The organism is Pseudomonas sp. 2822-15 (genome assembly GCF_002742515.1).
Classification (GTDB): domain Bacteria; phylum Pseudomonadota; class Gammaproteobacteria; order Pseudomonadales; family Pseudomonadaceae; genus Aquipseudomonas; species Aquipseudomonas salomonii.
This window is the reverse complement of sequence record NZ_LJRY01000241.1, coordinates 1-25,112: the sequence shown is the minus strand read 5'-3', so window position 1 is coordinate 25,112 and position 25,112 is coordinate 1. Positions and strand designations below refer to the sequence as shown.

At 61.4% G+C, this 25,112-nt stretch carries 22 protein-coding genes; 9 read left to right on the top strand and 13 right to left on the bottom strand.

Annotated features, from left to right (window positions below; all coding sequences use genetic code 11):
- Positions 1-189 precede the first annotated feature (189 nt).
- Positions 190-1,773 (top strand): TerC family protein, encoded by a 1,584-nt coding sequence (locus tag AOA59_RS26095; RefSeq protein WP_099489570.1) that lies wholly within the window; start codon positions 190-192, stop codon positions 1,771-1,773.
- On the opposite strand, the gene AOA59_RS26090 is transcribed toward AOA59_RS26095, so the two are convergent.
- Together AOA59_RS26090 and AOA59_RS26085 are read right to left on the bottom strand one after the other, a co-directional pair.
- Positions 1,768-2,145, bottom strand: coding sequence for a co-chaperone YbbN (locus AOA59_RS26090; protein WP_099489569.1), 378 nt, complete (start codon positions 2,143-2,145; stop codon positions 1,768-1,770). The two genes, AOA59_RS26095 and AOA59_RS26090, sit on opposite strands and share 6 nt — an antisense overlap.
- Before the next feature lie 96 nt (positions 2,146-2,241).
- The gene (locus tag AOA59_RS26085) at positions 2,242-2,490 is read right to left on the bottom strand and encodes a hypothetical protein (protein ID WP_099489568.1); all 249 of its coding nucleotides are present in this window, start codon (positions 2,488-2,490) and stop codon (positions 2,242-2,244) included.
- Between the two features lie 334 nt (positions 2,491-2,824).
- Between AOA59_RS26085 and AOA59_RS26080 the strand changes: the two genes are divergently transcribed.
- The 8 genes from AOA59_RS26080 to AOA59_RS26045 all read left to right on the top strand — a co-directional run bounded on the left by AOA59_RS26080 (position 2,825) and on the right by AOA59_RS26045 (position 9,412).
- The gene (locus tag AOA59_RS26080; protein WP_065907736.1) at positions 2,825-3,673 is read left to right on the top strand and encodes a transporter substrate-binding domain-containing protein; all 849 of its coding nucleotides are present in this window, start codon (positions 2,825-2,827) and stop codon (positions 3,671-3,673) included.
- A gap of 52 nt (positions 3,674-3,725) precedes the next feature.
- Positions 3,726-4,388, top strand: coding sequence for an amino acid ABC transporter permease (locus tag AOA59_RS26075; RefSeq protein ID WP_056859510.1), 663 nt, complete (start codon positions 3,726-3,728; stop codon positions 4,386-4,388).
- An 11-nt stretch (positions 4,389-4,399) separates the two neighbouring features.
- A complete protein-coding gene (locus AOA59_RS26070) occupies positions 4,400-5,062 on the top strand; it encodes an amino acid ABC transporter permease (protein ID WP_056859509.1) in 663 nt (220 codons plus the stop codon).
- Entirely contained in the window at positions 5,059-5,841 is a 783-nt protein-coding gene (locus AOA59_RS26065) for an amino acid ABC transporter ATP-binding protein (protein WP_065929538.1), read from the top strand. The genes AOA59_RS26070 and AOA59_RS26065 overlap by 4 nt, the downstream gene beginning before the upstream one ends.
- Before the next feature lie 15 nt (positions 5,842-5,856).
- Positions 5,857-6,246 (top strand): RidA family protein, encoded by a 390-nt coding sequence (locus AOA59_RS26060; RefSeq protein ID WP_010210958.1) that lies wholly within the window; start codon positions 5,857-5,859, stop codon positions 6,244-6,246.
- A gap of 167 nt (positions 6,247-6,413) precedes the next feature.
- On the top strand, positions 6,414-7,178 hold the full coding sequence (locus AOA59_RS26055; protein WP_056859507.1) for an IclR family transcriptional regulator: 765 nt from the start codon (positions 6,414-6,416) through the stop codon (positions 7,176-7,178).
- A gap of 9 nt (positions 7,179-7,187) precedes the next feature.
- Positions 7,188-8,396 carry an amino acid deaminase gene (locus AOA59_RS26050; protein ID WP_099489567.1) on the top strand — a complete coding sequence of 403 codons (1,209 nt, stop codon included), beginning with the start codon at positions 7,188-7,190 and terminating at the stop codon, positions 8,394-8,396.
- 110 nt (positions 8,397-8,506) lie between these two features.
- Entirely contained in the window at positions 8,507-9,412 is a 906-nt protein-coding gene (locus AOA59_RS26045; protein WP_099489566.1) for a sugar kinase, read from the top strand.
- Positions 9,413-9,532: 120 nt separating this feature from the next.
- Here the strand turns inward: AOA59_RS26045 and AOA59_RS26040 are convergent, their stop codons facing one another.
- From AOA59_RS26040 to AOA59_RS25990, 11 genes are all read right to left on the bottom strand, one after another.
- Positions 9,533-9,808, bottom strand: a complete 276-nt coding sequence (locus AOA59_RS26040) for a peptidylprolyl isomerase (RefSeq protein WP_003174397.1) — start codon at positions 9,806-9,808, stop codon at positions 9,533-9,535.
- A gap of 43 nt (positions 9,809-9,851) precedes the next feature.
- Positions 9,852-12,389 (bottom strand): PAS domain-containing sensor histidine kinase, encoded by a 2,538-nt coding sequence (locus AOA59_RS26035; RefSeq protein ID WP_099489565.1) that lies wholly within the window; start codon positions 12,387-12,389, stop codon positions 9,852-9,854.
- A gap of 137 nt (positions 12,390-12,526) precedes the next feature.
- Entirely contained in the window at positions 12,527-14,485 is a 1,959-nt protein-coding gene (locus tag AOA59_RS26030) for an acetoacetate--CoA ligase (protein ID WP_099489564.1), read from the bottom strand.
- 128 nt (positions 14,486-14,613) lie between these two features.
- Positions 14,614-15,387, bottom strand: coding sequence for a 3-hydroxybutyrate dehydrogenase (hbdH, locus tag AOA59_RS26025; RefSeq protein WP_056859502.1), 774 nt, complete (start codon positions 15,385-15,387; stop codon positions 14,614-14,616).
- A gap of 7 nt (positions 15,388-15,394) precedes the next feature.
- On the bottom strand, positions 15,395-16,786 hold the full coding sequence (locus AOA59_RS26020; RefSeq protein ID WP_099489563.1) for a GntP family permease: 1,392 nt from the start codon (positions 16,784-16,786) through the stop codon (positions 15,395-15,397).
- A gap of 288 nt (positions 16,787-17,074) precedes the next feature.
- Positions 17,075-18,481, bottom strand: coding sequence for a sigma-54-dependent Fis family transcriptional regulator (locus tag AOA59_RS26015; RefSeq protein ID WP_099489562.1), 1,407 nt, complete (start codon positions 18,479-18,481; stop codon positions 17,075-17,077).
- 132 nt (positions 18,482-18,613) lie between these two features.
- Complete coding sequence (locus AOA59_RS26010) at positions 18,614-20,185, bottom strand: ABC transporter ATP-binding protein (RefSeq protein WP_099489561.1); 1,572 nt, start codon at positions 20,183-20,185, stop codon at positions 18,614-18,616.
- Positions 20,186-20,195: 10 nt separating this feature from the next.
- Entirely contained in the window at positions 20,196-21,218 is a 1,023-nt protein-coding gene (locus tag AOA59_RS26005; protein WP_056859498.1) for an ABC transporter permease, read from the bottom strand.
- Positions 21,218-22,276, bottom strand: coding sequence for a microcin C ABC transporter permease YejB (locus AOA59_RS26000; RefSeq protein ID WP_069788428.1), 1,059 nt, complete (start codon positions 22,274-22,276; stop codon positions 21,218-21,220). Before AOA59_RS26000 ends, AOA59_RS26005 begins: the two co-directional genes overlap by 1 nt.
- Positions 22,276-24,138: an extracellular solute-binding protein gene (locus tag AOA59_RS25995; RefSeq protein WP_099489559.1), complete on the bottom strand. Its 1,863-nt coding sequence runs from the start codon at positions 24,136-24,138 to the stop codon at positions 22,276-22,278. The genes AOA59_RS26000 and AOA59_RS25995 overlap by 1 nt, the downstream gene beginning before the upstream one ends.
- 130 nt (positions 24,139-24,268) lie before the next feature.
- Positions 24,269-24,550, bottom strand: a complete 282-nt coding sequence (locus AOA59_RS25990; RefSeq protein ID WP_005788801.1) for a peptidylprolyl isomerase — start codon at positions 24,548-24,550, stop codon at positions 24,269-24,271.
- Between the last annotated feature and the right edge of the window lie 562 nt (positions 24,551-25,112).

Genomic DNA, 25,112 nt, shown 5'->3' with positions numbered 1-25,112 from the left:
CAAGTCCTTTTCTCACTGCAGGACTTGCATGAACACCCTCTCGGAGCCTCCCAGTCGTCTTTCCCCAAGACATTCGCTGTCGCCGTTCCTGCTCAAGCACCCCGTATTCCGATTGCTAACCTTGTCCCGGTCCATTGACCGCGCCTTGCCGTGCCCGGCATTCTGAAATCAATTATGAGACGTTTATAAATGGAATGGTTAGCGGATCCAACGGCCTGGCTCGGCCTGTTGACTTTGATTGTGCTGGAACTGGTGCTGGGTATCGACAACCTGGTGTTTATCGCGATTTTGGCCGACAAGTTGCCACCGGAGCAGCGCGACCGCGCGCGGTTGATCGGGCTGTCCCTGGCATTGCTGATGCGCCTGGGCTTGCTGGCGAGTATTTCGTGGATGGTGACGCTCACCCAGCCCCTGTTCGAAGTGTTCGGCAAAGGCTTCTCCGGGCGTGACCTGATCATGCTGTTTGGCGGTGTGTTCCTGCTGTTCAAAGCCACCATGGAATTGCATGAACGCCTTGAGGGGCATGTGGCGCAACGCACCGGCAACGCCACTTACGCGATGTTCTGGCCGATCGTCGCGCAGATCGTGGTGCTCGACGCGGTGTTCTCTCTGGATGCGGTGGTGACGGCCGTGGGCATGGTCGATGAGCTGGCGGTGATGATGATCGCCGTGGTCTTCTCCATCGGCCTGATGATCGTGGCGAGCAAGCCGCTGACCCGTTTCGTCAACTCGCACCCGACCGTAATCATGCTGTGCCTGAGCTTTTTGATGATGATCGGCCTGGTGCTGACCGCCGAAGGCTTGGGCTTCCATGTGCCTAAAGGCTACCTGTATGCGGCCATGGGCTTCTCGATTGTGGTGGAGCTGTTCAACCAGTTGGCGCGTGCGCGTCGCAAGAAGTCGGCGCAAGGCACCTTGCCGGTGCGCCAGCGCACCGCCCATGCGGTGATGCGTTTGCTCGGTGGTCGCAGTCTGGCGGTGGAAGGCGTGGATGATGACGTGGCTGACCTGCTCGGCGAGCCGGATGCCGGCCAAGGCCCGCTGTTTGATCGACGTGAACGCGTGATGATCAGCGGCGTGCTGCAATTGGCCGAGCGGCCGATCCGCACCTTGATGACGCCAAGGGCGAAAGTCGACTGTATTGATCTGGCGGACGATGCCGACACCATCCGGCAAACGCTGATGCAATCGTCCTATTCGCGCCTGCCGTTGATCCGCAACGGCGCGGTGGATGAGCCATTGGGTTTTGTGCACAAAAAGGAATTGCTCAAGGAATACCTGGCCGGTAATGAGCCGAACCTTGAGCACCTGGCGCGCCGGGCGGTCAATTTGCTGGAGAGTTTTTCGATCCTCAATGCGTTGGAACAGATGCGCCAGGAGTCGACCCATATTGCCTTCGTGATCAACGAATTCGGTGACTTCATGGGGGTGTTGAGCATGACCGACATTCTCGAGTCCATCGCCGGTGAATTGCCTGATGCCAGTGAAATCGAAGGGCCGGATGTTATTGAGGAAGGCGAGGGGTATCGCGTCAATGGGGCCGTGAACCTTAACCTGGTGCGTCAGCGTACCGGCTTCAAGGCTGCCGCAACCCAGGACTATCAAACCCTGGCGGGGTTGGTGATGAGCCTGCTCGATCGCCTCCCCGTGGTGGGGGATAGCCTGGAGCATGAGGGCTGGCGCCTCACCGTGATGGCGGTTGAAGAGCGCCGTGTTACACAGGTGTTGCTTGAGCCGGTGGTTGCCCAGGAAAGGGGGATCGCAGGCTCATAGCAATAGATAAGCCGGAAGTTCGGGAAGCGGTGCGCCGTTTACAAAGTGTGCGAAAATTCCCGCCAGGTACTCTTCTTGATCTTCCGGAAAACCGATTCCCAGGAACTTTCCGGCCTCCTTGCCATTTTGGTACACCATCAGGGTAGGTGTACCGATATCTCCCAATGCCTCGATTTTGGGGGTCTGTCTCGTATCCAGAACCATGCTTTTGACTGATTCAGTGTGGTTTGCGGCAATATTCTCAAACCGCTTATTGGCGCCCAGGCACGCTTCGCAGTACTCAGACACAAACAGCACGAAAACCAGTGGATGTTGGTTCACTAACGACCAATATTCGTCAGGGTGATCGATAACGGTATTTGCCAAGCCCATGGCGATCTCCTTGTGTGCCCATCGAAATGCTGCTGTCGGGTACGCTAAATCGGGAGATCACCGCCGTCTACTGTCAACCTTCACAGGTAGACATGCTCACGCATCCTTGCCGCGCTCCATGCGCTCGCGGGCCTTGCGCGCCTGACTAGCACACTTCCTGTATTCCTCGTTATCCCTTGAGGCCTTGGCCCGCCGGTATCCGTGGTGGTTCTGGCTGGTGTAGTCAGTGCCGAAGGCTTCCTTGAGCTTTTGCAGTTCTTCCTTGCATTCGTGCCGATCGTTGGCGGCCGAAGCGCTGCCGGCAGCCAGCAATGAAAGCAAAACCAGAGCGAGACTGAGCTTCATGGAAAAGGGCGTCCTTGTTGGCGTGGATGTGCAAAGGCTAGTCCAGTGTGAGGATTTATCCACGGCGCGCGCGCACTGCAAGGGGGCGCGGTAACACCGTTGGGGCGCACTCGATTGGGGCCCGTCACCGGTGTATGGGGCCTTGGGTAGCAAGCTGATTCGAAATGCTGGCTTAGCGCCGCATCCTGATCTGTTAACGATCTATATGATTTAAAACGAATTTATTCCTATCGTGTTTTTCTGTTACTGCGTGTGGCACACTTTCTGCTGTCTATTCCGTTGTTACATACTAAGTTCCGGTATAGCGGAATACACAACTCCTGGAGTGCTTGTCATGCATCACCGACCTTCCGTGTTTAAAGCGTGTGTTTTTCTCTTCGCCGCATCGGCTTCCCTCGCAAGCGTTGTGCAGGCGGCGGACAGCAAGCTCGATGATGTGCTCAAGCGTGGGCATCTCATCGTGGGTACAGGCAGTACCAATGCGCCGTGGCACTTCCAGGGAGCGGATGGCAAGTTGCAGGGTTTTGATATCGACATCGGCCGCATCGTGGCTAAAGGATTGTTCAACGACCCGAGCAAGGTCGAGTTTGTGGTGCAGTCGTCCGACGCACGTATTCCCAACCTGCTGACCGACAAGGTCGACATGAGTTGCCAGTTCATTACCGTCACCGCCAGCCGTGCGCAGCAGGTTGCCTTTACCCTGCCGTACTACCGAGAAGGCGTAGGCCTGTTGCTGCCGAACAACAGCAAATACAAAGAAATCGAAGACCTGCAGGCAGCCGGCGATGGCGTGACCGTGGCCGTGCTGCAAAACGTGTACGCCGAAGAGCTGGTGCACCAGGCCCTGCCAAAAGCCAAGGTAGACCAGTACGACAGCGTCGACCTGATGTACCAGGCCGTGAACTCCGGCCGTGCCGATGCCGCCGCCACCGACCAGTCCTCGGTCAAGTACCTGATGGTGCAAAACCCGGGCCGCTACCGCAGCCCGACCTACGCGTGGAGCCCGCAAACCTACGCGTGCGCGGTCAAGCGTGGCGATCAGGACTGGCTGAACTTCGTCAACACCGCGCTGCATGAAGCCATGACCGGCGTGGAATTCCCGACCTACAAAGCCTCGTTCAAACAATGGTTCGGTGTGGATTTGCCGGAACCTGCGATCGGTTTCCCGGTTGAGTTCAAGTAAATCGTAAATCCTGGGGCGTCGCTGACGGCGCCCCGAGCAGGTACTGCCGACCATGAACTATCAGTTGAACTTTGCCGCCGTGTGGCGTGATTTCCCCAGCTTGCTGGCGGGGCTCGGCCTGGGCCTTGAACTGGCCTTGCTGTCGATCGCCATCGGTTGCGTGATCGGCCTGATGATGGCGTTTGCGATGCTGTCCAAACACCGGGCGTTGCGAATCTTCGCCTCGGTGTATGTGACGGTGATCCGCAATACGCCGATCCTCGTGCTGATCCTGTTGATCTACTTTGCCCTGCCTTCGCTCGGGATTCGGCTCGACAAGATCCCCTCGTTCATCATCACCCTGTCGCTGTATGCCGGTGCTTACCTGACCGAAGTGTTCCGCGCCGGGCTGTTGAATATTCCCAAGGGCTTGCGTGAAGCCGGCTTGGCCATCGGTTTGGGTGAATGGCGTATCCGCGCCTACATCACGGTGCCGGTGATGCTTCGCAACGTGTTGCCGGCGCTGTCGAACAACTTTATTTCGCTGTTCAAGGACACGTCGCTGGCGGCCGCGATTGCGGTGCCGGAGCTGACCTATTACGCCCGCAAGATCAACGTCGAGAGCTACCGGGTGATTGAAACCTGGATGGTCACGACCGCGCTCTATGTGGCGGCCTGTTACTTCATTGCCATGCTGCTCCGTTACCTGGAACAGCGTCTGGCGATCCGTCGTTAAGGAGGGTTTGCATGTACGAGTCCCCAAGCTGGCTGCATGAATTGTGGATCGCCCGGGATACCCTCTGGGCGGGGTTTCAAACCAGTATTTATTGCTCGGTGCTGGCGATTATCTTTGGCACGCTGATCGGCATTTTTGCCGGGTTGATCCTCACCTACGGCAAGTTCTGGATGCGCGCGCCGTTTCGTCTGTATGTCGACCTGGTGCGCGGTACGCCGGTGTTTGTGCTGGTACTGGCGTGTTTTTACATGCTGCCGGCGCTGGGTTGGCAGATCAGCGCGTTCCAGGCCGGTGCGGTCGGGTTGACGTTGTTCTGCGGCTCCCACGTGGCAGAAATCGTGCGCGGTGCGCTGCAAGCCATTCCCCGTGGGCAACTGGAAGCGGGCCGGGCGATTGGCCTGACGTTCAAACAGTCACTGACCTACGTGCTGTTGCCCCAGGCGTTGCGCCAGATCCTGCCGACCTGGGTCAATTCCTCCACCGAAATCGTCAAGGCCTCGACCTTGCTCTCGGTGATCGGCGTGGCCGAATTGCTGCTCAGCACTCAGCAAGTCATCGCACGTACCTTCATGACCCTGGAGTTCTACCTGTTCGCCGGGTTTCTGTTCTTTGTCATCAACTACGCCATCGAGTTATTCGGGCGCTACATTGAAAAGCGGGTGGCCTTGCCATGAACCAACCTCAAACCAACCAACCGCTGCTGAACATTCGTGGCCTGCGCAAACAATATGGCCAGGTCGAAGTGCTCAAGGGCGTCGACCTGTCCATGCAGCGCGGCAACGTGGTGACGTTGATCGGCTCCAGCGGCTCGGGCAAGACCACCTTGCTGCGTTGCGTCAACCTGCTCGAAGAGTTCCAGGGCGGGCAGATCAGCCTGGACGGAGAGTCCATCGGCTACAGCGAAATCGCCGGCAAGCGCGTGCGTCACCCCGAACGGGTGATTGCCCAACACCGCGCAATGACCGGCATGGCCTTCCAGCAATTCAACCTGTTCCCGCATCTGAGCGCGTTGCAAAACGTCACCCTCGGCCTGCTCAAGGTCAAGAAAATGGGCAAGGACGAGGCTGTGGCCCTGGCCGAAAAATGGCTGGACCGCGTGGGCTTGCTGGAGCGGCGCAACCACTTCCCCGGTCAACTTTCCGGCGGTCAGCAACAGCGCGTGGCGATTGCCCGCGCCATTGCCATGAACCCCAGCCTGATGCTCTTTGATGAAGTCACCTCGGCCCTCGACCCGGAGTTGGTGGGGGAGGTGCTCAGTGTGATCAAGGGCCTGGCGGAAGAGGGCATGACCATGTTGCTGGTCACCCACGAAATGCGCTTTGCCTATGAAGTGTCGGACAAGATCGTCTTCATGAACCAGGGCCGCATCGAAGAGCAGGGCGCGCCTAAGGAGATCTTCGAACGCCCGCAATCGCCGCGCCTGGCGGAATTTTTGAAGAATATTCGTTTTTAATCAGGAGCAATTTTTATGAGCATTACTCGTTACGGTGCCGGTAGCACTGCCGGCGGCGGTCAGCCGCGTCCTTTCGCCCGTGCCGTGGAAGCCGACGGCTGGCTCTACGTGTCGGGCCAGGTACCGGCGGTGGACGGTGAAATCATCACCGGCGGCATCATCGAGCAAACCCGCCAGACCATGCGCAACGTGGTGGCGATTCTGGAAGAGGCCGGTTACGAACTCAAAGACGTGGTGCGCGTTGGCGTATGGCTGGAAGACCCACGGGACTTCTGGAGTTTCAACAAGGTATTCGGCGAGTACTTCACCCCCGAACACGCCCCGGCACGCGCCTGTGTGCAGGCCAACATGATGGTGGACTGCAAGGTCGAGATCGATTGCGTGGCCTACAAGAAAAAAGGCTAAATGCCCCTCTCTTGAGATCACTGATGTTCAATGTGGGAGCTGGCTTGCCTGCGATGACAGCGTGTCAGGCAGCCCATGTTTACCTGAACCACCGCCATCGCGGGCAATCCCGCTCCCACAGGGGTTCACTGTGCAGCATTACCACTATGACCGGACCGACGACTGCCATGACCGAAGACACCATCAAACGCCGCGCCAAAGGATTGGACCGTGCATTCGATATCCTCGATTTTCTCAAGGAGATCGGCCAGCCCCTGCGCCCGAATGATATTGCCAGCGGCATCGGCAGCCCCAAGTCCACGGTCTATGAACTGGTTGCGTCGTTGCTGGAGCGGCGCATTCTGGAGACGGTGGGCAAGGACGGTCACGTCTACCTCGGCCGCCAGCTGTACTTTCTCGGCCAGGCGCACCTGCGCCATTTCGACCTGACCCGCGAGGCCGACCACGCCTTGCAGGAGATCGTCAGCCAGACCCACGAAACCGCGCAGATGTGCCTGCTCAACGGGCGCAAATACACGGTGGCGCTGATGCGCGAAGGCGAGCGGCATTTTCGGATTTCCTCGGACATCGGCGAAAACGCGCCAATCCCCTGGACCGCTTCCGGGCGCTTGCTGCTGGGGCACTTGAGCGACCAGCAGATCATCGACCTGATCGACCACGACGACTTCATCCTGCCGGACGGCCAGCGTCTGCCGCTGGAAACCTTCCTGGCGCAAATCCGTCAGGCCACCCTCGATGGGTTTTTCTCCTTCGACAGCGTGGCCGACACCTTCACCCATTGCTTTGCCGCCCCGGTGCGGGACGCGCAGGGCATCAGCATCGCGACCTTGTGCATCGTTGCACCGCGCGCCGATGCGATCAAAAACTACAACGACTATCGCCGGGTGTTGATCGACAGCGCCAATAACCTGGCCCGGCGTATCAACGAATAGGAGTACTTCATGTCTGCCCTCAATGCCGTTGAAAAAGGCGCCGCCGCCGTCGGTGCCCACTTGGTCCGTGACGTCAGCCTGCCGGCCCTGGTGCTGCACCGTGACGCGCTGGAACACAACATCCGCTGGATGCAGGCATTTGTCAGCAACAGCGGTGCAGAGCTCGCGCCCCATGGCAAAACCAGCATGATGCCGGCGCTGTTCCAGCGCCAGATCGAGGCGGGCGCCTGGGGCATCACCCTGGCCAATGCCGTGCAGACCCGCGCCGCCTATGCCGGCGGCGTGCGCCGCGTGTTGATGGCCAACCAGCTGGTGGGCGCGCCGAACATGGCGCTGATCGCCGACCTGCTGGCCGACCCGGAGTTTGATTTTCACTGCATGGTCGATCATCCGGACAACGTCGCCGACCTGGGCCTGTTCTTCGCCGCCCGTGGCCTGCGCCTGAACGTGATGATCGAATACGGCGTGGTCGGCGGCCGTTGCGGGTGCCGCAGCGAGCAGCAAGTGCGCGAGCTGGCCCAGGCGATCAAAGCCCAACCGGCCCTGGCCCTGACCGGTATTGAAGGCTACGAAGGTGTGATCCACGGCGAACACGCCGTCAGCGGCATCCGTGACTTTGCCGCCAGCCTGGTACGCCTGGCCGTGGACCTGCAAAACAATGGCGCGTTCGACTGGCCCAAGCCGATCATCACCGCCTCGGGTTCGGCCTGGTACGACCTGATCGCCGAGTCGTTTGAAGCGCAAAACGCCGCCGGCCGCTTCCTCAGCGTGTTGCGCCCCGGCAGCTATGTGGCCCACGACCATGGCATCTACAAAGAGGCGCAATGCTGCGTGCTCGACCGTCGCAGCGACCTCAACGAAGGCCTGCGCCCGGCCCTGGAAGTCTGGGCACACGTGCAATCGATGCCCGAGCCTGGCTTTGCGGTAGTTGCCCTGGGCAAGCGCGACGTGGCCTACGACGCCGGTTTGCCGGTGCCGCTCAAGCGCTACAAGGCCGGGATTGTGCCGGCCGAAGGCGATGATGTGACCGCGTGCAAAGTCACGGCGGTGATGGACCAGCATGCGTTCATGACGGTGGCGCCGGGGGTTGAGCTGCGTATCGGCGACATCATCTCGTTCGGTACTTCGCACCCATGCCTGACCTTTGACAAGTGGCAGGTGGGTTCCCTGGTGGATGAGCAGTTGCAGGTCATTGAATCCTTGCATACCTGCTTCTAAACCGCGTCGTGGCCATCGCAGGCAAGCCAGCTCCCACAGGTTGAAATGCATAACTGTGGGAGCTGGCTTGCCTGCGATGCGGCCCTCCAGCACACCGAGAGACCCAAGGCATGAACACAAACCCCCGCATCGCCCTGATCGGCGAATGCATGATCGAACTGCAACACCGCGCCGATGGCAGCCTGCAACAGAGCTTCGGCGGCGACACCTTGAACGCGGCGGTGTACCTGCGCCGCGAGTTGGGCACCGTCGGCACGGTCGACTACGTGACCGCCCTGGGCGATGACAGTTTCAGCAATGCCATGTGCCAGCAATGGACCGCCGAAGGCCTCGGGCTGGGCATGGTTCAGCGCCTGCCCGGGCGTCTACCGGGGCTGTACTGCATCCAGACCGACGCCAACGGCGAGCGCAAATTCCTCTACTGGCGCAACGAAGCCGCCGTGCGCGATTGCTTTACCACGCCGGCAGCCGAGCCGATCCTGGCGGCGTTGCCGCACTACGACGTGGTGTATTTGAGCGGCATCACCCTGGCGGTACTGGGTGAAGTCGGGCGTGAGCGCTTGCTGCAAACCCTGATCGAAACCCGCCGGCGCGGTGGCAAGGTGGTGTTCGACAACAACTATCGTCCGCGCCTGTGGGCGAGTGTCGACGCGGCGCGCGCGGCGTATCACCAGGTGCTGGCCGAGGTGGATATCGCCTTGCTGACCGAGGATGACGAACGCGCATTGTTTGGTTATGCCGACAGCGAGCAGGTGTTCGCGGCGTACCCGGCGATTGCAGAAGTGGTGCTCAAGCGCGGTGCGGATGCGTGTTTGATCCGCTGTGATGGCGAGCGCTTTGCGGTGCCGGCGCTGAAGGTCGAGAAGGTGGTGGACACCACGGCGGCCGGGGATTCGTTCAGTGCGGCGTATTTGGCCAGTCGGCTCACGGGCGGCTCGCCTGAACAGGCGGCGTTGGCGGGGCACCGGTTGGCGAGCCGGGTGATTCAGGTGCCGGGGGCTTTGATTGCGCGGTGAATGGCCGCCTGCGGCGGTTCGCAGGCAAGCCAGCTCCCACATTTGACTGCATTTTTCCAGTTGAAATGCGCTCAAGGGTAGGAGCTGGCTTGCCTGCGATAGCGGCCCTGAGCCAACCCCTCAGTCGCGGTAAAACACCTGCACCAGGTGATACCCGAACTTGCTCTTGATCGGCCCGTGCACCACCTTCACCGGCTTCTTGAAGATCACCGCATCAATCGCCCCCACCATCTGCCCAGGCCGCACTTCACCCAAATCACCGCCGCGCTTGCCGGACGGGCAGGTGGAGTACTTTTTGGCCAGCACATCAAACGCTTCGCCCTTGGCAATGCGCTGTTTGAGCTGTTCGGCTTCTTCACTGGTTTTCACCAGAATATGACGGGCTTGGGCTTTCATAACGTTCTACCAGGTGTGCGACGGCGCGCGATTATGCCTGAACTCATTCGTCAACGTTGATCATGCTGCGGATTTTAGTCGCCAGCACGTCAATGGAAAACGGCTTGGCCACCATGTCCATGCCGTCCTCCAGGAAGCCCTGGCGCTCGGCGGCCTGTTCGGCGTAGCCGGTCATGAACAATACGCGCAGGCCCGGCCGGTGCTGACGGGCGATTTCCGCCAACTGTCGGCCGTTCATGCCCGGCAGGCCGACATCGGTGACCAGCAGGTCCACGCGCAGGTCCGACTCCAGCAGCGGCAGCGCGGTGCGCGCATCCGCCGCCTGATGGGCGGTGTAGCCCAGTTCACCGAGCACGTTGACCACCAGCATGCGCACCGCCGGGTCATCCTCGACCACCACCACCGCTTCACCGGCGAGTGCCAGCGGCGCCTCGCCCAAGTGCGGCGGCAAGCTGCTTTCCAGTGCGGTGCCATGCAGGCGCGGCAAGTACAGGCGCACGCAGGTGCCCTGGCCGGGTTCGCTTTGAATGGTCACATGGCCGCCGGATTGCTGGGCAAAGCCGTAGATCATCGACAACCCCAGGCCGGTGCCCTGGCCGATGGGCTTGGTGGTGAAGAACGGGTCGAACGCCTTGGCCAGAATCTTCGGCGCCATGCCGGTGCCGTTGTCGCAGACGCCGAGCATCACGTAGTCACCGGCCTTGACCGGCTCCAGGGTGGTGATATCGGTACCGTCCAGGTAACTGTTGGCGGTTTCGATGCGCAATTGGCCGCCGTCAGGCATCGCGTCGCGGGCGTTGATCACCAGGTTGAGCAAGGCGTTTTCCAGTTGGCTGGCATCGGTGTTGACCGGCCAGATATCCTTGCCCAGTTGCACCTTGAGCTCGATATGTGCGCCTTTGGTGCGGCGGAACAAATCTTCCAGGGACGCCACCAGCTCGTTCGGGTCCAGTGGCCGGCGGTCCAGCGACTGGCGGCGGGAGAACGCCAGCAGCCGGTGGGTGAGGGCTGCCGCGCGGTGGGCGGACGACACCGCCGCGTCGGTAAAGCGGCCGATTTCATCGCTGCGCCCGGCGGCGATATAACGCTGCATCAAGTCCAGGCTGCCGATAATGCCGGTGAGCATATTGTTGAAGTCATGGGCGATGCCACCTGTGAGCTGGCCAACCGCTTCCATCTTTTGTGCATGGCGCAGTGCGTCTTCGGCACGCTCACGCTCGAACATCTCGTTTTGCAGGCGCTGGTTGGCCTCGGCCAGCGCCTGGGTGCGCTGGGCCACGCGTTCTTCAAGGTTTTCGTTGAGGTGGCGCAGGGCCTCTTCGGTGAGTTTGCGTTCGGTCTCATCGATCACAAAAATGTAGAAACCATTCACCGAGCCGTCATTGCTGAAGCGCGGCAAGTATTTCATCAGCGCATGGCGCGGTCGGCCGTCGCGGTGCGGGGTGATGGTCATGAAGCTGCAGGCCTTGCCGCGCAGCGCGGCGTCGATCTTGTCCACGCGCCCGGCATACACCTCGTCGCCAAGCACTTCGCGGATGCTCTTGCCGTACAGTTCCTGGGGCGTCATGCCGTACCACTCCAGGTAGGCGCTGTTGTTGAGGCGAAAGCGCTGCTCGTGGTCGACGTAGCCGATCAGCACCGGCATGGCGTTGATGATCAGTTGCAGCTCGGTCTGGCTTTGGCGCAGCGCCTGTTCGGTCTGCTTGCGCTCGGTCAGGTCCAGCGCGGCCCCCAGGAACCGTGCCGGGCGGCCTTGATGGTCCTTGTAGCAGCGGCCGCGGGCAAACACCCAGCGCACCTGGCCGTCGGCTTGCAGCAGGCGGTATTCCTCGGCGTATTCGGTGCCGAAGGTGATGCAATGCTTGATGCTGCGCGCGACCATGCCACGGTCTTCGGGGTGTACGCCTTGCAGGTAGTCGCTGATCGGCAGCAGGCCGGCGTCTTGCGGGTCGACACCGTGCAACTGGGCAAAGTGGGCGTCGGCGATAAAGCGGTCTTCGCCGATATCCCAGTCCCAGGTGCCCACCGCGTCGGTTGCCGCCAGGGCCAGTTGCAGGCGCTGTTCGCTGTTGTGCTGGGCCTTGAGGCTGTCTTCGGAGCGCTGCTGCAGTTCGAGGGTTTTGCTGCGCCGCTCGTTGGTCTCGATGGCGGTGACCAGGATCCCGGCCACGCTGCCGCCTTCGTCGCGCACCGGGCTGTAGGTGAGGTCTAGCCAGATGTCGGCGTCGCGGTTATTGCGTTGCAGCACAAAGCGCTGTTCGCTGAAGGTGCGCACCTGGCCGCCGAGCACCGCGTCGTAGATCGGCGCAGTAAAACTCTCAAGCTCCGGCCAGGTGTCATGGGCCGGTTGGCCCAGCGCCTCGGGGTGTTTGTTGCCCGCGAGCACCGCGAAGCTGTCGTTGTAAAGCTGGGTGAGCTGGCGGCCCCACAACAGCAGCATCGGCATCGGTGAATGGACGACGATATCGACGGCTGTGCGCAGGCTCTGCGGCCAGTCACCGGCCTCACCGAGCGGGCTTTGCGCCCAGTCCAGCCGCGCAATCAATGCAGCGGCTTCGCTACCGGTGGATGTTCCATTCATGTAAAAGCCCTGCACCTGACACTTTGAAATACGACCACAGCCGATTATCCCGCGAGACGGGAACGGCTGACTACCCCTCGAAAAATAGCATGCATTGAGGGTTTGTCTTCAATTGCGTGCGTCGGCGCTGAAACCTTTCATCCGTCCGCCAGTTCAGGCCGGTTGCGAAACTGCTCCAGTGCCTGCGGATTGGCCAGGGCATCGGTGTTTTTGACCGGCTCACAATGCACCACATTGCGCACCGCCAGTTCTACGATCTTGCCGCTGATGGTGCGTGGTATATCGCTGACCGCGAGGATCTTCGCCGGAACATGGCGCGGCGTGGTGTTGGCACGGATGACCTGGCGAATCTGCTGCTCCAGGGCGTCATCCAGCGTGATGCCGTCATTGAGCCGCACAAACAGCACCACCCGCACATCGTCCTGCCAGCGTTGGCCGATGGCCAGACTTTCCAGCACCTGCGGGACTTTTTCCACCTGGCGATAGATCTCTGCCGTACCGATGCGCACACCGCCGGGGTTGAGCACCGCGTCGGAGCGCCCGTGAATCAGCAGGCTGCCATTGGCCCGCTGCTCGGCGTAGTCGCCCTGGGCCCACACGCCGGGAAACTGGCTGAAATACGAGGCGCGCAGTTTTTGCCGGTCGGGGTCATTCCACAGGCCAATCGGCATGGCCGGAAAATGCCGGGTACACACCAGCTCGCCTTTTTCCCCGATCAGCGGCCGGCCCTGGTCGTCCCACACTTCGATGGCCATGGCCAGGCTCTTGCACTGCATTTCGCCGCGCCGCACCGGCAGCACCGGGTTGCCGATCACAAAGCAGGAGACGATATCGGTGCCGCCCGACATTGACGACAGGCACAGCTCGGCCTTGATCTCGCGGTACACATAGTCATAACTCTGCGGCGACAGCGGCGAGCCGGTTGAAATCAGGCCTTTGAGGCTGCCCAGATCGTGGCTCAGGCGCGGTTGCAGGCCGGCCTTTTCCAGGGTGGCGAGAAACTTGGGGCTGGTGCCAAAGACGCTGATTTTTTCCGCGTCGATCAGGTCGATCAGCCGCTCGGGGCCGGGGTGAAACGGCGAGCCGTCATACAACACTGCCGTGGCGCCCAGGGCCAGCACCGACACCAGCCAGTTCCACATCATCCAGCCGCACGTGGTGTAGTAGAACAGGCAATCTTCGCGCGAGAGGTCGGCGTGCAGGCCGTGTTCCTTGAGGTGGGTGAGCAACACGCCGCCGGTGCTGTGGATGATGCACTTGGGCACGCCGGTGGTGCCGCTGGAATAGAGGATATACAGCGGATGATCGAACGGCACCGCGACAAATTCAGGCTCGCCGCCGGGTGAGTAGAATTCGTTCCACAGTGCGACCCTGGCGTGGGTGCGGTAGTCCTCGCTGCGCGCCTGGGGCCGGGCATACGGCACGATGATCAACTGCTCCAGGGACGGCAGGCGTTCGAGGATTTCATTGAGTTTGGCGCTTTGGTCGATGTCCTTGCCGGCATAGCGGTAGCCCGCGCAGGTGATCAACACCTTGGGTTCTATCTGGCCGAAACGGTCGATCACGCCTTGGGTGCCGAAGTCCGGCGAGGAGCACGACCAGATCGCGCCCAGGCTGGTGGTGGCAAGCATGCCGACCAGGGTTTGCCAGGTGTTGGGCATGCACGCAGCCACGCGGTCGCCCCGGGTTACACCCGCCGCCCGCAAGCTACGCTGCAAGCCTGCGACATGCCGGGCCAGTTCGGCATAGGTCAGCTGTTCGCGCTGGCCGTCTTCACTGACCGCCACCACTGCCGGGTGATCATCCCGACGGCGTAGCAGGTGTTCGGCAAAGTTCAGGGTCGCGCCGGGGAACCACTCGGCGCTGGGCATTGCCGCGCCTTCGATCAGCGTGGTGCTGGGCGGGCTGCGAAACTGCACCTCAAAAAAGGCGACGATCGCCTGCCAGAAGTCGGCGCGCTGGTCGATGCTCCATTGGTGCAGGGCGGGGTAGTCACCCAGCTGCACGAGGTAGCGTTGGTTGATGTAGCGCCGGAACTGGTCCATTCGCGTGTTGGCGATGCGTTCGGGGGAGGGTTGCCAGAGGATCTCGGACATACAGTTGCCTCTTCTCGTTCCCATGCTCTGCGTGGGAATGCCTCTATGGACGCTCTGCGTCCGCTCTTGGGACGCGGAGCGTCCTGGCTGCATTCCCACGCAGAGCGTGGGAACGATCATTACGACCATTACTGGGCCAGCCAGCCACCATCGATGTTCCACGCGGCGCCGCGCACTTGGGCGCCAGCTTCACTGCACAGGAACAACACCAACTCACCCAGCTGCGGCGGCGTCACAAACTCCAGCGACGGCTGTTTTTCCGCGAGCAAATCATGCTGGGCCTGCTGCGGATCAATGCCCTTGGCCGCGCGATCATCAATCTGCTTTTGCACCAGCGGCGTCAACACCCAGCCGGGGCAGATGGCATTGCAAGTGACGTTACCGGTGGCGGTCTCCAGGCCCACCACTTTGGTCAGGCCGATGACACCGTGTTTGGCCGCCACATACGCCGCCTTGCCCACCGAGCCGACCAAGCCATGCACCGACGCGATATTGACGATACGCCCCCAGCCCTTGGCCTTCATGCCCGGCAAACTCAAACGTGTGCTGTGGAACACCGACGACAGGTTGATCGCGATGATCGAATCCCAGCGCTCCACCGGGAAGTCTTCCACGGCCGCCACATGCTGAATGCCGGCGTTGTTGACCAGAATGTCGACGCCGCCGAACTCGCGCTCGGCGTAGGCAAACATGTCGGCTATTTGCGCCGGGTCGCTGACGTCGGCCGGGTGATGCCCGACCTTGCCGCCAAACGCCTGCACCTGGGCGATCACCGCGCTGGCATCGCCGAAACCGTTGAGGATCAGGTTGGCACCGGCCTTGGCCAGGCTCAGCGCGATGCCCAAACCGATGCCGCTGGTGGAGCCGGTAACCAGGGCGGTCTTGCCATTCAAAGTCGTCATGAAAACCTCACACAATGCCGGTGGCGTAGAAAGTACCGATCACCACGAACACCGCGAGGGTCTTGATGATCGTGATGCCGAAAATGTCCTTGTAGGCTTCGCGGTGGGTCAGCCCGGTGACCGCCAGCAGGGTAATTACCGCGCCGTTGTGGGGCAGAGTGTCCATGCCGCCGCTGGCCATGGCCGCGACCCGGTGCAGCACTTCAAGGGGGATATTGGCCGCATGGGCCGCCGAAATAAAGCTCTCGGACATCGCCGCCAGGGCGATGCTCATGCCGCCTGAGGCGGAGCCGGTGATGCCGGCCAGCAGGGTCACGGTAATTGCTTCGTTGACCAGCGGGTTGGGGATGCCCTTGAGCCAGTCCGCCAGCACCAGAAAGCCTGGCAACGAGGCGATCACCGCGCCGAAGCCGTATTCCGAGGCGGTGTTCATGGCCGCCAGCAGCGCGCCGCTGACCGCGCTTTTACTGCCTTCGGCGAGCTTGCTTTTGATCGCCGACCAGCCGAACACCAGCACCATGACGATACCCACCAGCAACGCCGCCTGCACCGCCCAAATCGCCGTGAGCTTGGCGATGTCGGTGGTCACCGGCGCGCTCATGCCCGGCAGGCTGAGGCTGTGGGTCTTGCCATACCACTGCGGGATCCAGTGGGTGAACAGCAGGTTCATCACGCCCACCAGAATCAGCGGCGACAGCGCCACCCACGGGTTGGGCAGCGCCAGGTTGTCGGCGGTTTCCGGCTCGTTGCGCAGCTCGGTGCCATAACCTTCACCGGCGCGTTGTGCCTTGTTGCGCTGGCGCGCCAGGTAGAGCATGCCGGTGCAGAACACGAAGACCGTGCCGATCAAGCCCAGCCACGGCGCCGCCCACGCGGTGGTGTTGAAGAAGGTGCTGGGGATGATGTTCTGGATCTGCGGCGTGCCGGGCAGGGCGTCCATGGTGAACGAGAATGCACCGAGGGCGATGGTCGCCGGGATCAGGCGCTTGGGAATGTTGCTCTGGCGGAACATCTCCGCCGCAAACGGGTACACCGCAAACACCACCACAAACAGCGACACGCCGCCGTAGGTGAGCAGGGCGCAGACCAGCACAATTACCAGCATCGCCTGGCGCGTGCCGAGCAAGCGGATCGCGGCGGCCACAATCGAGCGCGAAAAGCCCGACAGCTCAATCAGCTTGCCGAACACCGCGCCGAGCAGGAACACCGGGAAGTACAGTTTGATGAAGCCGACCATTTTTTCCATGAACACCCCGGTAAACGCGGGGGCGACGGCGGACGGATCGGTGAGCAGCACGGCGCCAAGGGCGGCGATGGGGGCAAACAGGATCACGCTGTAGCCACGGTAGGCAGCCAGCATCAGCAGCGCGAGGGCTGCCAGGGCAATGATCACACTCATGGTGTGTCTCCAGATCGAATTGTTATTTTTGTGGGGTGGTGCGTTGGAGAGGGGCTATAGCGAGATGCGTGCCAAGTAACTAAGTTGTTGAAATATATAGATATTATTATTTTGTGCGGGTGCAATTCCTGAGATTGTCTCTTTTTTGAGACTGACAAGGATCAAAGGTGGGAGCTGGCTTGCCTGCGATAGCGGTGGTTCAGCTAAATAGGTAGTGACTGAGGCGGCGCTATCGCAGGCAAGCCAGCTCCCACAGTGGACTGTCTTTGTTTGTGGAGTTTTGTCTATCTATTGAGACTCGCTCATGTCCAATGCCACCATTTTTTTGTACAGCGTCGATCTACCCAGCCCCAGCCGCTGGGCCGCCTCTACCACATTGCCTTCACAGGCCTTGAGCGCCGCCGCAATCACCTGCCGATCAAACCGCTCCCGCGCCGCCGCAAATGTCTCGCCCTCGACCGTCTCCACCCGCCCACGCGCCACCGGGCTGAACGTGCCGATCGCCGCGCGAATTTCCTCGGCATCCAGCACCAGGTCATCACTCAACAACGCCGCGCGTTCCAGTACGTTGCGCAGTTCACGGATATTCCCCGGCCACGCGTGCTGCGCCAGCAACGCCAGGGCTTCGCGGTCAAGCTCATGCTGGCTGCGCAGTTCTTCAAGAATCGCCTCGCTCAACGCCGGAATATCTTCGAGGCGCTCACGCAACGGCGGCACCTGGATCGGCAGTACGTTCAGTCGGTAATACAAGTCCGCCCTGAATTCGCCGCGCTTGATCGCCGCTTCCAGGTCCATGGACGTGGCGGCGATCACCCGCACATCGCTGTGCACCATTTCGTTGGAGCCCACCGGCTCGTATTCCTTTTCCTGCAATACGCGCAGCAGTTTGCTTTGCAGCGGCAGCGGCATGTCGCCGATTTCATCGAGGAACAGCGTGCCGCCCTGGGCGATCTGCAACTTGCCGGGGCGGCCCTTGCGGTCGGCACCAGTGAAGGCGCCTGGTGCGGTGCCGAAGAACTCGGCTTCGAGCAGGTCGCCGGGAATGGCCGCGCTGTTGATGCTGACAAACGCCTTATGGGCGCGCGTGGAGGCGCCGTGGATGGCCTGGGCCAGCACCTCTTTACCGGTGCCGGTTTCGCCCAGCAGCAACACTGGCGACTCCGCGCTCGCACTGCGTCGTGCCCGGCGTTTGACTTCCAGGCTGGCGGCGCTGGTGCCGATAAAATGCGCGAAGTTGTATTTGCTCTGCCGCGAGCGCAACAGTGAGCGGGTGGAGGCCAGTTCCTGCTGCATGCTCAGGTAGCGTTCGATCAGCGGCGACAAGTTGCGCAGCTCATCAAACAGCGCAAACCCGATTGCGCCGATCACCGCGTCTGCGTCATCGTGGATCGGCAGGCGCATCACCACCAACGGGCCTTTGGGCGTGTCCTGGATATCCAGCAGAATCGGCTGGTCGTTGCGCACCACCTGGCGTAGCAGGCTGTTGGAAATCACCTGCTCGCACGGTTGGCCGATGGCTTCATCGGCGCTTTTAAGGCCGAAACGCTTGGCATAGCGCTCGTTCATCCACACGATATTCGCGTCGCGATCGACAATCACCGTGCCTTCGCTGGACTGCTCGATGATCTCGAACAGCGACTGGATGGCCAGGCCGCGAACCTGCTGGTAGTCCTTGAGGCTGTCGCTGATGTTCATGTGTGCCGAATCCTGTGATGTGATCGTTCCCACGCTCTGCGTGGGAATGCCTCCCGTGACGCTCCGCGTCACTTGGCGAGCGGGACGCGGAGCGTCCCAGGCTGTGTTCCCACGCGGAGCGTGGGAACAATCTCATAAAGGGATGTGCGCCGCCGCCAGCAGCTCTTTGGTATAGGGATGTTGCGGCGCATCGAACACCACGTGGCTCGCGCCGCGCTCCACCACCTTGCCATCCTTGATCACGATCATGTCATGGGCCATGGCCCGCACCACCGCCAGGTCGTGGCTGATAAACAGGTAGGTCAGGCCGTATTTTTCCTGCAGTTCACGCAACAGCGCCACCACTTGTTTCTGCACGGTGCGGTCCAGGGCCGAGGTGGGTTCATCCAGCAGCATCAGCGCCGGCTTGAGCACCAGGGCGCGGGCGATGGCGATGCGTTGGCGCTGGCCGCCGGAAAATTCATGCGGGTAACGGTGGCGGCTTTCGGGGTCGAGCCCCACATCCTTGAGCACCTGGATCACTTGCGCATCACGCTCGGCCAGGCTGCACGGCGCATGCACTTCCAGGCCCTCGCTGATGATCTGCTGCACCGACATGCGCGGGCTCAGGCTGCCGAACGGGTCCTGGAATACCACCTGCATCTGTTTGCGCCACGGGCGCATCTGCTGGTTGTTCAGCGGGTCGAGGGCTTCACCCTGAAAACGGATGCTGCCGGTGGAGTCGAGCAAGCGCAGGATCGCCTGGCCGAGGGTGGATTTGCCCGAGCCGGACTCGCCAACAATCCCCAGGGTCTTGCCACGTTGCACCCTAAGGCTGATGCCGTCGACTGCGCGCAACCAGGTTTTGCGCCTGAACAGCCCGCCGCCGAGGGGGAATTGCACGCTCAGGTCGTCAACTTGCAATACGGTTTCGCGTTCATCACTGCACAGCGCATCACCGGCCGGCTCGGCATCCAGCAGCAGTCGGCTGTAGGGGTGTTGCGGCGCGGTGAACAGCGTCTCGCAGTCGGCCTGCTCGACAATCTCGCCGGCGCGCATCACGCACACGCGCTGGGCAATGCTGCGCACCAGGTTGAGGTCGTGGCTGATCAGCAGCAGCGACATGCCCAGGCGCTGCTGCAAGGACTTGAGCAGCAGCAGGATCTTGCGCTGCACGGTCACGTCCAGCGCAGTGGTGGGTTCGTCGGCAATCAGCAGTTCCGGCTCGCAGGCCAGGGCCATGGCGATCATCACCCGCTGACGCTGGCCGCCGGAGAGTTGATGCGGGTAAGCCTTGAGGCGCTCCTGGGGTTTCTGGATGCCCACCAGTTCGAGCAGTTCCAGAATACGCGCCTGCGCGGCCTTGCCGCCCAGACCCTTGTGCAGCAGCAGGGTTTCGCCGATCTGCTTTTCGATGCTGTGCAGCGGGTTGAGCGAGGTCATCGGCTCCTGGAAGATCATTGCAATGCGGTTACCGCGCAGCTTTTGCAAGGTGGCCGCCGAGGCGCCGATCAGCTCCTGGCCGCGATACTTCACCGAGCCTGTGGTGTGCGTGCCGGCCTCAGGCAGCAGTTGCAGAATCGAGTGGGCGGTGACCGACTTGCCCGAGCCCGACTCGCCGACCAATGCCAGGCATTCGCCGGGGCGCACGTCCAGGCACAGGTTGCTCACCACGGTCTGGCCGTTGAAGGCGACGCTGAGGTCGCGGATCTCGATCAGGTTCATACGCAATTACTCATGAGCGTGGGTCGAAGGCATCACGCAATGCCTCGCCGATAAAGACCAGCAGCGACAGGATCAGCGCCAGGGTGAAAAACGCCGTCAGGCCCAGCCAGGGTGCTTGCAGGTTCTGCTTGCCCTGGGCAATCAGCTCGCCCAGGGATGCGCTGCCGGCGGGCATGCCGAAACCGAGAAAATCCAGGGCGCTCAAGGTCGATATCGCCCCGGTCAGGATAAACGGCAGGTAGCTCAAGGTGGCGGTCATGGCATTGGGCAGGATATGCCGGCGAATGATCTTGCCGTCGCCCAGGCCCAGGGCGCGTGCGGCCTTGACGTATTCCAGGTTGCGCCCGCGCAGGAACTCGGCGCGCACCACGTCCACCAGGGCCAGCCAGGAAAACAGCGCCATGATCCCCAGCAGCCACCAAAAATTCGGCTCGACAAAACCCGACAGAATGATCAGCAGGTACAGCACCGGCAACCCCGACCACACTTCCAGAATGCGCTGGCCGAGCAGGTCGACCCAGCCGCCGTAATAACCCTGCAAGGCGCCGGCGGCAATGCCGATGGCGGCGCTGATGGCCGTGAGCGCCAGGGCAAACAGGATCGACACCCGCGCGCCAAAGATCACCCGTGCCAGCACATCGCGGGATTGATCATCAGTGCCCAGCCAGTTCACCGTCGAGGGCGGGCTGGGGGCAGGGCGGGTCAGTTCGTAGTTGGGCGTGTCGTCGCTGAACGGGATCGGCGGGAACAACATCCAGCCGCCGTCCTGCTTGATCAGCTTTTGCACGTAGTCACTGCGGTAGTCGGCCTGGAACGGCAACTGGCCGCCGAACTGCTGCTCGGTGTAGCGCTTGAACACCGGGAAATACAGCTCGTTCTTGAAGCTGAGCACCAAGGGTTTGTCATTGGCGATCAACTCGCCGCCCAGGGTCAGGATAAACAGGCCGATAAACAGCCACAGTGACCACCAGCCACGGCGGTTCTTCTTGAAGCGCTCGAAACGTCGACGGGCCACCGGAGACAGATTAAGCATCAGGCGTTCCTCGCGGCGAAGTCGATACGTGGGTCCACCAGGGTGTAGCAGAGGTCACCGATGAGTTTTATCAAGAGTCCGAACAGGGTGAAGATAAACAATGAGCCGAACACTACCGGGTAGTCGCGGGACACGGCGGCTTCGTAGCTCATGCGGCCCAGGCCATCGAGGGAAAAGATCACCTCGATCAGCAGGGAACCGGCAAAAAACACGCTGATAAAGGCCTGGGGAATCCCCGAGATTACCAGCAGCATGGCGTTGCGAAACACATGGCCGTAGAGCACGCGTCGTTCACTCAAGCCCTTGGCGCGGGCGGTGACCACGTATTGGCGCGTGATTTCATTGAGGAATGAGTTTTTGGTCAGGATGGTCAGTGTGGCGAACCCGCCGATCACCAGGGCGCTGACGGGCAACACCAGGTGCCAGAAGTAGTCGGCAATTTTGCCGATTGTGCTGAGTTCGTCGAAGTTCTCTGAGACCAGCCCGCGCACCGGGAACCAGTTCAGCGAGGTGCCACCGGCGAACAGCACGATCAGGAACATCGCAAACAGGAAGGCCGGCATCGCATAGCCGATGACAATCGCGGTGCTGCTCCACACGTCAAAGCTGCTGCCGTGGCGCACGGCCTTGCGAATCCCCAAGGGGATCGACACCAGGTAGGTGATCAAGGTGGCCCATAAACCGAGGGAAATGGTCACCGGCATCTTTTCCAGGATCAGGTCGATCACGCTTTTGCCGCGAAAGAAGCTGTTACCGAAATCCAGTTGGGCGTAGTTCTTGAGCATCAGCCACAGGCGTTCCGGCGCGGGCTTGTCGAAACCGTATTGCTTTTCGATGTCCTTGATCAATTTGGGGTCCAGGCCACGGCTGGCGCGCGAGCCGTTGACGGCTTCGCCACCACCACCGCCGATGCCGCCGCCACCGATGCCCTGCAGGTGCGCAATGGCTTGTTCAACCGGGCCGCCGGGCGCGGCCTGCACGATCACGAAATTGACCAGCAGGATGATCACCAGCGTGGGGATGATCAGCAGCAGGCGCCGCACGATATAGGCAAACATCAGCGCGTTCCCCCGCGTTTTTTCAGCTCGGCGTTCATTTGTTCATTGGTCAGCGGTGTGGGGCTGATTTCCCACCAGGTTTCCAGCGCCTCGTCGTTCTTGGCCTCGATGGCCGGGCGACCGAAGCGGTTCCACCACGCGGCCGAAGTGCCGGGCGGGTAGTAGTTGGGGATCCACAGGTAGTTCCATTGCAGCACGCGGTCCAGGGCATGGGCATAGGTGAGCATCTGCGCCTGGGTGTTGGCTTTGACCAGCCCGCTGATCAGGGTATCGACGGCGGGGTCTTTAAGCACCATGTAGTTGTTCGCACCTGGGTCGTAGGCGGCCTGTGAGCCGAAATAGTTGTACAGCTCCATGCCCGGCGAGGTGGTGACCGGGAAGCCGATCACGATCATGTCGTAATCGCGTGCCATCAAGCGGTTCACGTACTGCGAAGAGTCGATGCGGCGGATATTGAGGGTGATGCCGATCTGCGCCAGGTTGCGCTTGTACGGCAGCAACAGGCGTTCCAGGCCGGCCTGGGCATTGAGGAAGGTGAACTCCAGCGGTTCGCCGTCGGCGTTGACCAGCTTGTCGCCCTTGGGTGTCCAGCCGGCCTCTTCGAGCAGTGCCAGGGCTTGCAGCTGTTTGTCACGGATCATGCCGCTGCCGTCGGTGACCGGCGCCTTGAATACTTGGGTGAACACTTCGTCGGGCACCTGGCCGCGCAGTGGCTCAAGAATCGCCAGTTCCTCTGGGGTCGGCGGTTGGCTGGCGGCCAGCGGGCTGTTGGAGAAAAAGCTCTGCTGGCGGATGTACATATTGCGCATCATCTGCCGGTTGGCCCATTCGAAATCCCACAACATGGCCAGGGCCTGGCGCACGCGGCGGTCCTTGAACATCGGCTTTTGCACGTTGAACACATAGCCCTGGGCCGGTTGCGGCATCTCCTTGGCCAAGTGCGCACGTTGCAGGCGGCCATCGTCGAGGGCCGGGCCGTTGTAGCCGATGGAGTAGCCGGTGGCGGAGAACTCGCGGTTGAAGTCATAGGCGCCGCCGCGCAGCACCTGGCGGGCCACCTCGGTGTCGCCAAAGTACTCCAGGCTCAGGTGATCGAAGTTGTACAGGCCACGGCTGACGGGCAAGTCCTTGCCCCACCAGTCGGGGTCGCGGGTGAAGGTGATGGTGCTGCCGGAGTCGATCTTGCTGATTTTATACGGGCCGCTGCCCAGCGGTGCTTCGTAGCCGCCACCGTTGGCGAAGTCGCGGGTTTTCCACCAGTGCTCGGGGAACACCGGCAGGGTGGCGATATCCAGCGCCAGGGTGCGGTTTTCATTGCTGGAAAAGTCGAAGCGCACTTGGCGCTCGCCTTCGACTTCGACGTGTTTGACGTCGGCGAACAGCGTGCGAAAGCGCAGGCTGCCCTGGGTCATCAGCAGGTCGAAGCTGTAGCGCACGTCTTCAGCGGTGATCGGCGTGCCATCGGCGAAACGTGCCTTGGGGTTGAGGTAGAAGCGCAACGACAGGCCGTCGTCGGCGCGTTCCATTTTTTCGGCGACCAGGCCGTAAACCGTGTAGGGCTCATCCAGGGAACGCTGGGCCAGCGGGGCGTAGAGCCAGCCGTCGACCTGGGACACGCCGATGCCTTTGTCTATGTATGGCAATACATGGTCAAAGCGCCCGATTTCGATGGCCGAGCGTCGCAGGCTGCCGCCTTTGGGCGCGCTGGGGTTGGCGTAGTCGAAATGGGTGAAGCCGGTGGGGTATTTGGCCGGTTCGCCGTAGACCGTGAGGTAGGTTTGCGGGGCCGCGATCACGGCGGTGCTAGCCACTAGCAGGGCCAGGGTGGAGCTGAAGAGTTTTGTGAAAAAAACCAATCGCATTATCAGCCTTGAGCGCCGGGTGAACAGTAATAGGGATTTGTACGTTAACGGCTTATGGGTTGCCAGTCACTTGATGCACAACGGCCCACCAAAAGGCGGGCCGTTGTTTATAGCATCAGCGCGGACGGGATCAGTCCTGGCGGCTGGTGACTTCCAGCAGGTGGTAGCCGAACTGGGTTTTTACCGGGCCTTGCACGGTGTTGACGGGGGCGCTGAAGACGACGGTGTCGAATTCCTTGACCATCTGGCCTGGGCCGAACGAGCCCAGGTCACCGCCTTGACGGCTGGACGGGCAGCTGGAGTTGGCTTTGGCGATTTCTGCGAAATCGGCGCCGCCTTCGATCTGGGCCTTGAGTTCGTTGCACTTGTCTTCGGTGGAAACGAGGATGTGGCGGGCGGTGGCTTTGGCCATGGGGGGTAACTCCTTGAAGTAAAAAGGGTGAGCCTACCGGATTCAGGTGGTTTTTTGTTGGCAAAGTTCCATCTTGTGGTGGGGTGATTGAGTACATATCCGTTGCTGCGGTAACGGCGGCTTATGGTTCCGCTCTTACAGCGGGTCACTTTTGGCAAACGCCCGGAATGCCGGCCCAGCCAAAAGTAACCAAAAGGTCTTCGCCCCACCACTCGGCACCTCGCTCTGGCTCGGCATGCCAGAACGAAGGCTTGAATCCGTGGGCCGCCGCGATGGGCCATCCTTGGCCCAGCGCGGCTAACCCGGCGTCCTGCCGGGTTACCCACGGATTCAAGCCTGCGTTCGGCCATCGTGGTTGACGGGGCGCCTCAGATCAAAAGCAGAGCACGGCGGCCTGAAAGCCGACCTGAGTGGTTGAATCAAAAGCCAGATCAAGTGCAAAGCAACAGCCTCTCTACCTGATGCAACTCGCTCCCACAGTTGATCGCATGCAGTTTTGAATATGAGGTCGGCTGCGGATTTGCATGCACTGAAGAGCTGCTTTTCTGTGGGAGCTGGCTTG